General features: G+C 36.5%; 11 protein-coding genes and 1 tRNA gene. 10 read left to right on the forward strand and 2 right to left on the reverse strand.

All coding sequences use genetic code 11. The features are described from left to right. The first annotated feature begins 46 nt into the window (after positions 1-46). Positions 47-118, forward strand: a tRNA-Glu gene (locus ABXT71_RS06995). A gap of 21 nt (positions 119-139) precedes the next feature. Next, entirely contained in the window at positions 140-391 is a 252-nt protein-coding gene (gene rpsT, locus ABXT71_RS07000; RefSeq protein WP_415370624.1) for a 30S ribosomal protein S20, read from the forward strand. A 256-nt stretch (positions 392-647) separates the two neighbouring features. Here the strand turns inward: rpsT and coaD are convergent, their stop codons facing one another. After that, positions 648-1,094 carry a pantetheine-phosphate adenylyltransferase gene (gene coaD / locus ABXT71_RS07005; RefSeq protein ID WP_415370625.1) on the reverse strand — a complete coding sequence of 149 codons (447 nt, stop codon included), beginning with the start codon at positions 1,092-1,094 and terminating at the stop codon, positions 648-650. Positions 1,095-1,192: 98 nt separating this feature from the next. Continuing rightward, positions 1,193-3,058, reverse strand: coding sequence for an ABC-F family ATP-binding cassette domain-containing protein (locus ABXT71_RS07010; protein ID WP_415373079.1), 1,866 nt, complete (start codon positions 3,056-3,058; stop codon positions 1,193-1,195). A 112-nt stretch (positions 3,059-3,170) separates the two neighbouring features. On the opposite strand from ABXT71_RS07010, the gene ABXT71_RS07015 reads away from it, so the two are divergent. The 8 genes from ABXT71_RS07015 (at position 3,171) to ABXT71_RS07050 (ending at position 12,622) form a co-directional block, all read left to right on the forward strand. Continuing rightward, positions 3,171-3,965 carry a polysaccharide biosynthesis/export family protein gene (locus ABXT71_RS07015; protein WP_415370626.1) on the forward strand — a complete coding sequence of 265 codons (795 nt, stop codon included), beginning with the start codon at positions 3,171-3,173 and terminating at the stop codon, positions 3,963-3,965. Then, positions 3,965-6,421 (forward strand): polysaccharide biosynthesis tyrosine autokinase, encoded by a 2,457-nt coding sequence (locus ABXT71_RS07020; RefSeq protein ID WP_415370627.1) that lies wholly within the window; start codon positions 3,965-3,967, stop codon positions 6,419-6,421. The genes ABXT71_RS07015 and ABXT71_RS07020 overlap by 1 nt, the downstream gene beginning before the upstream one ends. A 33-nt stretch (positions 6,422-6,454) precedes the next feature. Next, positions 6,455-7,738 (forward strand): nucleotide sugar dehydrogenase, encoded by a 1,284-nt coding sequence (locus ABXT71_RS07025; protein ID WP_415370628.1) that lies wholly within the window; start codon positions 6,455-6,457, stop codon positions 7,736-7,738. Beyond that, complete coding sequence (locus ABXT71_RS07030) at positions 7,738-8,715, forward strand: SDR family oxidoreductase (protein ID WP_415370629.1); 978 nt, start codon at positions 7,738-7,740, stop codon at positions 8,713-8,715. The genes ABXT71_RS07025 and ABXT71_RS07030 overlap by 1 nt, the downstream gene beginning before the upstream one ends. 446 nt (positions 8,716-9,161) lie before the next feature. Beyond that, positions 9,162-10,010, forward strand: coding sequence for an ABC transporter permease (locus ABXT71_RS07035; protein WP_415370630.1), 849 nt, complete (start codon positions 9,162-9,164; stop codon positions 10,008-10,010). Between the two features lie 2 nt (positions 10,011-10,012). Beyond that, a complete protein-coding gene (locus ABXT71_RS07040; protein ID WP_415370631.1) occupies positions 10,013-11,239 on the forward strand; it encodes an ABC transporter ATP-binding protein in 1,227 nt (408 codons plus the stop codon). Between the two features lie 8 nt (positions 11,240-11,247). Beyond that, entirely contained in the window at positions 11,248-11,838 is a 591-nt protein-coding gene (locus ABXT71_RS07045; protein ID WP_415370632.1) for a sulfotransferase family 2 domain-containing protein, read from the forward strand. Between the two features lie 43 nt (positions 11,839-11,881). Next, on the forward strand, positions 11,882-12,622 hold the full coding sequence (locus ABXT71_RS07050) for a class I SAM-dependent methyltransferase (RefSeq protein WP_415370633.1): 741 nt from the start codon (positions 11,882-11,884) through the stop codon (positions 12,620-12,622). Positions 12,623-12,692: the final 70 nt, after the last annotated feature.

Consider the following 12,692-nt stretch of genomic DNA (forward strand, 5'->3'; position numbering starts at 1 on the left):
CATCATTGAAGATAAGTTGTATCTTTGCCACCGCAAATAAACAAATGGTCCGTTCGTCTAGGGGTTAGGACGCATGGTTTTCATCCATGTAACAGGGGTTCGATTCCCCTACGGACTACAAAAGTAAAACAAAAATAGAATGGCAAATCATAAGTCAGCATTAAAGAGAATTAGAAACAGTGAAACGAAAAGACTTCGTAACCGTTACCAGCATAAAACTGCGCGTAACATGATGAAGCGTTTTCAAGATCTAACGGACAAGAAAGAAGCTGAAAAAATGCTTTCTTCTGTATACGGTGTGATTGATAAGTTAGCTAAGAAAAATATTATTCATTCGAATAAGGCAGCTAATCTTAAATCAAACATGGCTAGTCATATTACGGCTTTATAGTCTGTTTTACAAGCTTATTAAAAACTCCTTCAGGAAACTGGGGGAGTTTTTTTATGGGAAAATAGTAGGTTCTTAAGGAATGAGTGAGGAGTAATCCCCTTCGTGACGCGCAATGTCTCTGACGATGGAGTAAGCAATATGGCGAAATTCTGGACTACAGTTCTATGAATACGTTATTTTATAGTCTGTTTTAGAAGCTTATTAAAACATCTTTCAGGAAGCTGGAGGAGCTTTCTTATGGTCAAATAGTAAGTCTTTAAGGAGTTAGTGAGGAGTAATCCCCATCGTGACGCGCAATGTCTCTTACGATGGAGGAAGAAATATGAGAAAATTCTGGACTGCAAATTAAGAATACGCTATCTACGCCATTTACTTTCTCATTGGCTTGAGCAATAGTTTGCTCGTACGCAAAGTCTGTAGTATTGCGAAGTCCTCTTAAAATGTATTGTGCTTTGCTCTTCTTGCAGAAATTAGCGGTTAGCCCCGAGTAGTCAGCAACCGAAACTTTTGCTTGGTCACTAAAAGCCTTAGAAAGCTTTTCCTTTCTTTCTTCTAAGGTCCACATACTTTTTTTTGATGCATTTGTACCTATGGCTACAATGATCTCATCAAATAGCGGCAATGCTCTTTTTATGATGTCTACGTGCCCTAAGGTAATAGGGTCGAATGAGCCTGGGAATACTGCGATCTTCTTTGTAGCCATGCGTTGCGTGTTTATGTATAGTAAATATACGGAATTTTGAGAGTTCTTGTAATAGGCTGGTATTAAATGCTAGCATATTTCCGAAGTAAAAGAATTACCTACGCTTCAATCTTCTCAGACAACTCAAACCAGCGCATTTCTTTGTCTTCCAGCTTATCTATTATTTCTTGGAGCTTTATAGACTGCTTATTAATCTCATCGCCCACCCAATTTTCTGTAGCAAATTTGGCCTGGAGTGCTTCTTTTTCACGTTCTAGTTTTGGGATGTCTTTTTCTAAGCGATTGTATTCTTTTTGGTCCTTGTAGGAGAGTTTTGCTTTTTCCCCTTGATTCTTCCAGTTTTTCTTGTTCTCTGAAGGTGCTTCTAAGGCTTTTTCTGAGGGTTGACTGTCCTCATAGGTTCTGAAGTCGCTGTAGTTGCCTGGAAAGTCTTGAATCTCACCTTGGCCTTTAAAGACAAATAAGTGATCTACGATCTTGTCCATAAAATAACGGTCGTGAGACACCACAATCAAGCAGCCAGGGAAATCTAACAAGAAGCTTTCTAACACATTTAAAGTTACAATGTCTAGGTCATTAGTAGGTTCATCCAGGATCAAGAAATTAGGATTTTGAATCAACACTGTGCATAAGTAAAGTCTCTTGCGTTCTCCACCACTTAGCTTATCTACAAAATCATATTGCTTTTTTCCTTCAAACATAAACCGTTCAAGTAATTGACTTGCAGAGATCATCCTGCCTTTTTTTAAGGGGATAAAATCACCGTACTCTCGTACCACATCAATTACTTTTTGACCTTGTTTGATTTCGATACCTTTTTGAGTATAATATCCAAATTTCACCGTATCACCAATCACTACTTTACCACCGTCTGGTTGCAATTTACCGGTCATTATATTCAAGAAAGTAGATTTCCCTGTGCCATTTTTACCAATGATACCTACACGCTCCCCTTTTATAAAGTTGTATTCAAACTGCGTGAATAATTCAATATCTCCAAAAGATTTTGAAATCTTATGTAGCTCAACAACCTTGGTTCCTAGACGCTCCATATTGAGTTCTAGTTCCATAGTGTTGTCATTGCGACGTTGATGCGCTCTGGCCTTGATCTCCCCAAAATCATCAATTCGTGATTTACTTTTAGTAGTACGTGCTTTAGGCTGACGGCGCATCCAGTCTAATTCTTTTTTGTACAGCTGCTTTGCCTTGCCAGTTTCTGTAGTTTCTGCCTCTATTCGAGATTCTCTTTTTTCTAAGTAATAGCTGTAGTTTCCTTTGTAGCTGTAGAGTTTTCCTTCATCTAGCTCTACAATCTCATTACAGACACGTTCTAAGAAATACCGATCGTGCGTCACCATAAAGAGGGTGAAGTTTTCTTTTGCAAATAACTCTTCTAACCATTCTATCATCTCCAGATCAAGATGGTTGGTTGGTTCATCCATTACCAGTAAATCTGGCTTTGTTAATAAAGCATTTGCTAAAGCGATCCGTTTTTTCTGACCTCCACTTAAATTGGAGATTTTTTGAGATAGATCATCTAATTTTAGCTTCGATAGAATTTGTTTGTATTTTGTTTCAAAATCCCACGCATTATTGGCGTCCATCGCGTCAAAAGCTGCTTGGTAAGCATCAGTGTCATCTGGATGCAATATGGCCTTCTCGTAGCGCGCAATAACTCCTAGGATGGGGTTGTCTGCATCAAGTATCGTTTGCTCTATTGTTAATGCAGGATTCAAGTTAGGTTCTTGCGATAAGAAAGCAACAGTCAGGTTTTTCCTAAACACTACATTACCCTCATCTGGGCTGTCTGCGCCAGAAAGGATGTTTAAAAGCGAGGTTTTACCCGTACCATTTTTTGCTACAAAGCCTATTTTTTGACCTTCATTAATACCAAAGGAGATCCCGTTAAAAAGGATGCGTTCGCCATATGATTTGGCTATGTTTTCTACAGAAAGGAAATTCACAGATTCAATTTTTTGCAAAATAAGTTGATTTTACTCACTTGGAGCTTGTTTTTATTTTATTATTAAGTGGCAAGCCTTATATTTGTGAAGAACAACCCCTCCAACGCAGTCTATGAGATTTAGATTCCTAGTCATTGTGCTAGTTTTAGTGGTCAGCGCCACCTCGTGCATTTCTACAAAACAACTTACCTATCTTCAGGAACTAGAGGGAGCATCCTCGGGTAACTTGATTCCTATTCGTAAAGTAAACGAGCAATACAGGCTACAGACACACGATTTATTGAGTATCCGCATAAAGGCGACAGACCAAGGTAAGGTGGGTATTTTTAATCCAGTAAGCGATGGTGTATTAAACGCCACCGGAGAAGAAAAGCTTTATAATGATGGTTTTGTGGTAGATATCCACGGAAATATTAGAATACCGACACTTGGCAATCTAAAAGTCATTGGTTTAACAGTTGAAGAAGTGAGAATAAAGCTAGAAGAAGCTTTGTTAAGAGAGTATTTAAACGAGACTTCAGGGTTATTTGTGACTGTGAAGTTAGCCGGAATTAGATATACCATTAATGGAGAAATAGGAAGTCCTGGTTCAAAAATTATTCCTAGAAATCAACTCACCATAATGGAAGCCATTGCTAACAGCGGTGATATTTCAATTACCGGTGATAGAAGAGATGTGGTGATAATAAGACAATATCCATTGGGACAAAAAGTGCATCATATAGATTTGACTACGATAGAAGCCATGAACTCGCCCTATTATTATGTACAACCTAATGATTTGATTTTGATCAATCCATTACCTCAAAAATCTTTGGGATCTGGTACAACGGGTTTACAATCTTTAACTACTATTATTAGTGTTGCCACTGCCTTAGTAACCACAATTTTACTTTTAACGCGTTAATGATGGGAGAACAGTTTGATCTAAAAGATACCAATGCCGTTTTTGATGTAAAAGCTTTCTTATTTAAGCTACTTCGCTTTTGGCCTTTGTTTTTGGTGGTTTTAGGTATTGCCTTGGCGATAGCTCATTACATAAATGTACGCAAGTTGCCTGTATATACGATGAGTAATATGATCTCTATTAAAGATGATCAAAACCCTTTTTTTACCGCAAATACCAGTTTGACTTTTAATTGGGGCGGTACTACAGATAAGGTAAATACTGCTATTATTACATTAAAATCGCGCTCACATAATGAGAAGGTAGTTGAAAGACTGCAGTTTTATATTAATTATAGTATGGATGGTGATTACCAGCGAGAGGACGCTTTTGGGAAGGTCCCTTTTGTTTTTGAGGCTGCGAAAGCGGTGCCGCAGATGGTGAATAATACGTTTACAATCACTTTTAAAGATCAAGAAACGTTTGTATTAGCTGCTCCTTTTTCTGGTGGAAATATGAAGATGCAAAACTATACTTCTAAAGGTTTCACTGCAGTGCCAGCTCCAGGTGAAGCTTTTACTCAAGAATACACGATAGGGGCACCTATAGATTTACCCTTTTTAAAAGGAGTTATTTACGGCACACCAGATAATGCTGTGCGAGTTGGGATTCCTTATTATGTGAGTTTATCAGAATTTGATAATGCCGTTAAACAATATCTTGGTGTAAATGTGTCGCCAGATTCTCCGGGTTCTTCCGTATTACGATTGCGAATGAACGGTACTAATAAAAACAAATTAGTAACCTATCTTAATTCATCTGTAAAAGTACTGAGCGATGTTGTATTAGAAAGGAAAAACCTCTTTGCCACAAAAACAATACAATTTATTGACAGTAGTTTAAGTACTAAAGCCATAGAGTTAAAAGGTGTAGAATCTGAATTAAATAATTATAAAAATCGCAATGCTATTTTTGATCTAGATAAAGAAGGGTCTGAAGCGAATTCAAAATTATCGAGCTTAGAAAATAGTAAAGCAAATATTGATCAGCAGCTAAGTTATTTTGATGTCTTAGAGCGCTATTTAGAGGGTCGAAATGATTACAGCGAGGTGCCAGCACCTTCTGTAGCAGGAATTTCTGAAGCAAGCATCGTCTCTGGCGTAGGCAGAATTGTGAGTCTGGCAGAAGAGCGTCAAAAACTGTCATATACGTTTAAAGAAAGTGCTCCTGTCTTTGCAGATATAGATAGACAGATCAATGCTGTAAAGCAAATCTTATTTGAAAACATTAGATCATCTAAGAGTCTTCTTAATTCAGAAATAAAAGAAATTCTCATTGACATAAGAACGTATGAGTCTGAAATTAGAAGACTGCCTAAAGAACAGCAAGATTTATTAAAAATAGAACGCCGTTATAACCTAAGTCAAGGTTCTTATAATATCTTTTTAGCAAAACAAAGTGAGGCGCGCTTGGTGAAAGCAGCAAATGTGAGTGATGTGCTAGTGATCGATTCTGCTAAGGATACGGGCGGGAACCAGATAGGGCCAGACACAAAGCTCAATTATATGTTGGCTTTGTTTTTTGGGCTTTTAATTCCATTTGTATTCGTACTAATCTTGGCGTTTTTTGATAATAAGATTACGAGCACAAAAGATATTGAACGACAATCAAGAATTCCTATCTTGGGTGTAATAGGTAAAAGCAGTCTTGAAAACGGGCTTGTGGTACTAAGAAGACCGAAGTCTGCCATTTCAGAATCTTTTAGAGCTATACGTTCTAGTTTGCAGTTTATGTATAAGAAACAGGGTGTCACTGGAGCTAAGACTGTTTTACTTACGTCTTCTGTCAGTGGAGAGGGAAAAACATTTACTTCCATAAATATCGCTTCTGTCTTTGCTTTGAGTGGCAAGAAAACAGTTTTGGTGGGGCTTGATTTAAGAAAGCCAAAGATTTTTGGAGATTTTGCAATAAAAAATTCAAAAGGAGTGGTCAACTATTTGATAAACGATGCCACCCTAGAAGAGATAACCCAAGGCACGGAAATCCCATCGTTAGACGTTATTACTTCCGGTCCTATACCGCCTAATCCATCAGAGTTATTAATGGGTGATGGAATGGAGCGTTTTATGGCGGAACTTAAAGAAAAATACGATTACATTATTTTAGATTCTCCCCCATTAGGGCTTGTTTCTGATGCACTGGAGCTTGCCCGATATGCTGATGCTACGGTGTATTTGATTCGTCAAAATTATACTAAAAAGGGGATGCTAAGTGTTATTAACCAAAAATATAAGAAAGGGGAAATAGAAAATGTGAGCTTCGTTCTAAACTTCTATGATGTAAAAGGAACCTATGGCTATGGTTACGGTTATGGCTATGATTATGGCTCTTATGGGGCTGGATATCATGAGAATGAGGAGAAGCCAAGCGGGATATTGAAACGTTTTAGGGAAAAGAAAAAAAACAAATTAAATTAAATAAATGTCTGTTATAGGATATATATATATATTATGAAGAAAAATCCAACAATTGCAATTATTGGCCTAGGGTATGTAGGACTTCCACTAGCGGTAGCTTTTGCCGAGAAGTATAAGGTAATTGGTTTTGATATTAATAAAAAACGGATTGAAGATTTAAACGCCGGTAAAGATTTTACGCTAGAGGTGTCTAATGACGAACTCGCTTCGGCCCTTCATATTTCCGAAGATAAAGGGATGCTAATTACAGATGACGCGAGTGCAATGGAAGAGGCTACTGTATATATTGTCACCGTACCTACGCCAACGAATAAATATAACCAACCTGTGCTCATACCTTTAGAAAAGGCAAGTGAAACGATCGGTGGTTTATTGAAAAAGGATGATGTAGTTATTTATGAATCTACTGTCTATCCTGGGGTTACAGAAGATATCTGTGTGCCTATATTAGAAAAAGTGTCTGGGCTAACTTTTAATAAAGATTTTTATGCAGGCTACTCACCAGAAAGAATTAATCCAGGAGATAAGGAGCATACGGTGACTAAAATACTGAAAGTGACTTCTGGTTCTACAAAAGAAGCTGCAATCTATGTGGACGATTTGTATGCGTCTATTATTGCGGCTGGAACACATCTTGCCCCATCTATTAAAGTGGCAGAAGCAGCAAAAGTGATCGAAAACTCGCAACGTGATATTAATATTGCTTTTGTAAACGAACTTTCAAAAATATTTAGATTACTCGATATCAATACAAACGATGTACTAGAAGCTGCGGCGACTAAGTGGAATTTTATAAAATTTACTCCGGGGTTAGTTGGCGGTCATTGTATTGGGGTTGATCCTTATTATCTAGCACAAAAAGCGATAGAACAAGGGTATAATCCAGAGATTATACTTGCAGGAAGGCGTATGAATGATGGAATGGGTGCATATGTCGCGCAAGAAACGATTAAGTTAATGATCCAGAAAGATGCTAAGGTTAAAAACAGCAACATCCTATTGCTAGGAGTTACCTTTAAAGAAAACTGTCCAGATATACGCAACAGTAAAGTGATCGATGTTTATAGCGAGTTTAAAAAATACAACCTCAATATTGACGTTTATGACCCATGGGCAAATGCCGCAGAGGTAAAACACGAGTTTGATATTGAACTTTGTGACGAAGCTTCTTTAAAAACAAATTATGACGCGGTGGTATTGACGGTATCTCACGATAAATTTAAGAATTTTGATCTAGACAAACACACCAGCAACCCTGCAGTTGTTTTTGATGTAAAATCATTTTTCCCAACTAATAAAACAGACGGAACGCTATAATGTTTGAACACACTTATCATACTACAGGATTAAATAAACTTAGCTTTCTGGTTACAGGAGGTGCAGGATTTATTGGGTCTAACATCGTAGGCTATTTATTAAAATACGGAGCTAAAAAAGTACGGGTACTCGATAATCTTGCCACAGGATCTATGGATAGCCTTTATGAATATATGGAACATCCTGCCTTCGAGTTTATGGAGGGTGATATACGGAATATAGAAGATTGTAAACGTGCTATGGTGTCCATAGATTACGTGAGTCATCAAGCTGCTCTAGGCTCTGTACCGCGATCGATTAATGATCCCGTGCTTTCTAACGATGTAAACGTAGGCGGGTTTTTAAATATGCTAGTAGCACAAAATGAAAGCGACACTGTGAAGAAAATGGTGTATGCTGCCTCTAGTTCTACCTATGGTGACAGTCCATCGCTACCCAAAGTAGAGGATGTGATAGGGAAACCTTTATCACCGTATGCGGTTACAAAATTAGTAAATGAACTATACGCAGATGTCTTCTATAAAACCTACGGAACAAAAACAGTAGGCCTGCGTTATTTTAACGTTTTTGGGCCTAAGCAAAGCCCGACAGGGGCGTATGCTGCGGTAATCCCATTGTTTATGCAATCGCTGCTAGATGAAAAAGCACCAACCATGCATGGGGATGGGGAGCAAACGCGTGATTTTACCTATGTAGAGAATGCTGTGCAGGCGAATGTGCGTGGTATGCTATCTGGTGATGAAGCAAATAATGAAGTAGTAAATATTGCCTACGGAAATCGTATTAGCCTTAATACCTTATGGAGCGATCTAAAAGAGGTTTCAGGAATTGAGTTACAGGCATTGTATGGACCTCCTAGAAGAGGGGATGTACGAGATTCTTTAGCAAATATTGAGAAGGCTAAAAAATTAATAGGATATGATCCACAATTTTCTGTAGCAGAAGGATTGAAGGTAACTTGGGAGTATTTTAAATAAAGTATCCTATGCTTTTTAACTCGATAGATTTTGCGATATTTCTTCCTATTGCATAAAGATAAACCCTGCACTGCAAGACTTCTTATAGCTTTCGTAGCCGAGTGCAAGCCTAAAGCCATTGCATTGGTTTTGGTGTATACTCCAGGGTGTGTAGAAGGCAAACTGTATTAAGAACAGAACGGAAATACTAACATTTTATAAAGCATAAGCGCCTAAGAAAGTGTGCTATTTCTAACTTACTTTGGCTACGCTATTTGTTTTTTTTAAAGAGTATTCTTTACTATGTTTCACATCTTTATACAAACAGTACTACGTTGTTTTTAGCAAGCTTTTAGGAAGATATCGCCACTTTTAATAACCTCTGAATAACTTAAGGTTTAGGAATAGAATAGATTGTTTAATTGCAGTATTTTAGTAGTAACAAAGACACCTGCCCAAACCATAGTATGTCCTTACCAATCAAAGTATACCAAAGAGAGAATAACCATAATCTATTTAAGCTTCTAAAAGAGAGTTTAAGTGATATGGGATCTTCTTTTTTCTTGGCAAAGCAACTAGCTACAAGAGATATAAAAGCACAATACAGACAGAGCTATTTAGGAATCCTCTGGGCGTTTATTACGCCTTTAGCAATAGGGCTGGTTTGGATATTTTTAAACAAATCTGGAACCGTAGCTATCTCTGATACAGGAATGCCTTATCCTGTTTTTGTGTTTACGGGTACCATCATTTGGTCTATTATTGTAGAGTCTATTAACTCTCCTATAACTACTACTAATGGCGCAAGAGGTATTTTAAGTAAAATCAACTTTCCAAAAGAGGCGTTGCTAGTAAGCGGAGTCTTGAAATTGTTGTTTAATAGCATTATAAAAATAGTATTGCTCTTAGCCTTCTTGCTATTTTTTGGAGTATCCTATCAGTGGTCTTTACTTTATTTTCCGTTTATCTTAGTAGGTGGTGTTTTTTTTGGGACCGTTTGTGGGCTTTTTATTACACCTATCGGGATGTTGTATAGTGATGTGGCGCGAATCATTTCACTTGGTCTACGCTTTGTCATGTATGCTGCACCCGTAGTATATGCAGTGCCTAAAGAAATAGGGTTTTTTAGAAATGTAATGATGTGGAACCCTATCACACCAATCATAACAACGGCGCGTGATACTATTGTAGGAGCAGAGTTTACCATGTTACCTTATTTTTTGATTGTACTTGCGGTTTGTATCCCATTATTTATGTTAGGATTGGTTTTTTATAGAGTGTCTATACCCATCATTGTAGAACGTTTAAGCGCATAGCCATGGAGAACGAAGTGTTAGTGAAAGTAGAAGGGCTGTCAAAAAAGTTTTGTAAAGACTTAAAGACGAGTCTATGGTATGGGGTTAAGGATATATTTGGGAACATAGGGAGCAATAAAAAAGAGAATGTTTTACGACCTAAAGAGTTCTGGGCGGTACGTGATGTTAATTTTGAGTTACGCCGAGGGGAATGTTTAGGCCTTATAGGGCATAACGGAGCAGGAAAATCTACTTTGCTTAAAATGCTTAATGGATTGATAAATCCAGATGAAGGTAAGATTACCATGAAAGGGAGAGTAGGTGCTTTAATTGAGCTTGGAGCAGGGTTTAATCCTATTCTAACAGGGCGTGAAAACATCTATAACAATGGAGCAGTCCTGGGGTTCACAAAAAGAGAGATTGATAGTAAGGTCGAAGAAATTATAGATTTTTCAGAAATACGAGAGTTTATTGATATGCCAGTACAGAATTATAGTAGTGGGATGAAAGTGCGTTTGGGTTTTGCCGTGGCTGCACAAATGGAACCGGATATATTAATTATTGATGAGGTTTTGGCAGTGGGTGATTTGGCTTTTAAAGTTAAATGTTATAACACTATTGCTGCTATTTTGCCGCGCACAGCTATTCTATTTGTTTCACACTCAATGCCACAGATTTCCAAGTTATGTACTTCTAGCTTATTACTCAATAGAGGGGTAGTAAAAGAACATTCAAACAATATTTCCGCTGTAATTAATTCATATTTTTGTGATAGCCGGATTGATAAAAAGGAAAATATTATTTGTTTTGGCGAAACAAAACTTATAGAGAAAGAATTAATCTATAATCAAAAAGTTTTAAAAGAGAGTCAAGTTAGAGTATCTCGCGGAAGTACATTTGCAATAAGAATGCGATTAAACGTTGATAAGTCAGTAAAGAATTTCTTTATACGAATGGTGGTTTATGATGCCGAGTTTAAGGGTTTAGTGGAGCTGAATTCGTTGGAAGATGATTTTGTAATAACTAATACTAATGATATTAATGACATCCAAGTTAATATTGAGAATATTTTTAATTCTGGGGAATATAATATAACTCTTATAGTATTAGAATTGCTAAAGGATAATAGAATTGGAAAAAGATTATTGGTTTACGAAGGGTTTGCGTCAATAAACAGCGTGAGTTTGGATAGTCTGCACGAGAGTTATATTCCGGTAACTTTAAACACTAATTGGATTGCTAATAATTAAAAAAATATATGGGAGCGTTTACGATTGAGGGTTATAATTGTGTATTTATTCATATCCCTAAAACTGCTGGAACGAGTATTAGGAGGGGTGTTTTTAAAAATGAAGTTGAAGGACCGTATTTTAACACAGTACCAGAAGGTTGGGAAGATAAATTTTCATTTGCGTTTGTAAGAAATCCATACGATAGAATGATTTCAGCTTGGAAAATGTTCTCTGGTGGAATGATTGATACAAAATGGGGACATAAAGATAAAGACGCCTTGAATGGAATTAGCTTAATGGACTTTTTAAAAATTGCTACAGATGAATCAATAGATCATCATAAAAGAGATACGATTTATAATGTCTTAAGGCACCATACCATACCTCAGACAAGTCCATACCATTGCATACAATTCGCAGATTTTATTGGGAAGTTTGAAAATTTGGAATCGGATTTCGCCCTGATTTCTAATAAGATAGGTTTAAAAGATTATAGTTTTAATCATTTAAATAAAACTGCAAGAAATTCTTACAAAGAGTATTATAATGAGGAGTCATTCGAATTTGTTACAAAAAACTATAGAGAAGAAATAGAGCAATTTGGTTATGAATTTTAGAATTGATGAATTCAAATTGAGAAATAAATAACACATAAATGTAATGGGCTTAGTGCAGAAAATTAAAAGAGTATTCAAAATATGGGTTAAAGAAGTTATAACTGAAATCCAAGAAGAGAAGAAACATGATATTAAGTACGGTTTACAAGAATTGGCGTTAAGAGAAACTTGTGAGTGGATTCAAGACAATGTGCCAGTAAATTTAATTTTTTCTGATAGATATGCGCTCTTGGACGAATCAATAAAGAATATGGAGGATCAAAAAGGCTTGATACTGGAATTTGGAGTTTATCGAGGTAGTACGATTAATTTTATTGCGAAAAAGATAAATGACGATGCTAAAATATTTGGTTTTGATTCATTTGAAGGTCTAAACGAGGCTTGGATTTTTAATAATGTTGGAGGTTTTTCTGATGTGGGCGGTGCTTTGCCGTCTGTACCTGATAATGTAGAGCTTGTAAAAGGTTATTTTGATGAAACATTACCAAACTTTGTAAACGAACAAAAAGATAATATTAGTTTACTCCATATTGATTCAGACTTGTATTCTTCCTGCAAGACAATTTTTGATTTTCTACATGATAGAATAGTTGTCGGAACTGTAATTGTCTTTGATGAGTTTTTTAATTATCCAGATTGGAAGAATGGAGAATTCAAGGCTTGGGGTGAGTTCTTAAAGGATAATAATATTGAATTTAAGTATCTGGGATACACCTATCAAAGAACAAAAAGATTTAAGTCAGGGAATCAACTTGCTGTTCAAGTAACTAAAAGATTACCCTAAATTTTTAACAGAAAGAAAGGTTTAATTTGTTTTTACCAATAACTTTTTTTGAGATATTTTTTTTAAACCC

The sequence above is a fragment of the Patiriisocius sp. Uisw_047 genome (assembly GCF_047730165.1).
GTDB lineage: Bacteria > Bacteroidota > Bacteroidia > Flavobacteriales > Flavobacteriaceae > Patiriisocius.

Excerpts from the sequence above, each read along its gene's own strand:
- ABXT71_RS07020 (WP_415370627.1), top strand. The coding sequence starts at position 3,965 with ATGATGGGAGAACAGTTTGATCTAAAAGATACCAATGCCGTTTTTGAT.
- ABXT71_RS07025 (WP_415370628.1), top strand. The coding sequence starts at position 6,455 with ATGAAGAAAAATCCAACAATTGCAATTATTGGCCTAGGGTATGTAGGA.
- ABXT71_RS07045 (WP_415370632.1), top strand. The coding sequence starts at position 11,248 with ATGGGAGCGTTTACGATTGAGGGTTATAATTGTGTATTTATTCATATC.
- ABXT71_RS07030 (WP_415370629.1), top strand. The coding sequence starts at position 7,738 with ATGTTTGAACACACTTATCATACTACAGGATTAAATAAACTTAGCTTT.
- ABXT71_RS07015 (WP_415370626.1), top strand. The coding sequence starts at position 3,171 with ATGAGATTTAGATTCCTAGTCATTGTGCTAGTTTTAGTGGTCAGCGCC.
- ABXT71_RS07050 (WP_415370633.1), top strand. The coding sequence starts at position 11,882 with ATGGGCTTAGTGCAGAAAATTAAAAGAGTATTCAAAATATGGGTTAAA.
- coaD (WP_415370625.1), bottom strand. The coding sequence starts at position 1,094 with ATGGCTACAAAGAAGATCGCAGTATTCCCAGGCTCATTCGACCCTATT.
- ABXT71_RS07040 (WP_415370631.1), top strand. The coding sequence starts at position 10,013 with ATGGAGAACGAAGTGTTAGTGAAAGTAGAAGGGCTGTCAAAAAAGTTT.
- ABXT71_RS07035 (WP_415370630.1), top strand. The coding sequence starts at position 9,162 with ATGTCCTTACCAATCAAAGTATACCAAAGAGAGAATAACCATAATCTA.
- rpsT (WP_415370624.1), top strand. The coding sequence starts at position 140 with ATGGCAAATCATAAGTCAGCATTAAAGAGAATTAGAAACAGTGAAACG.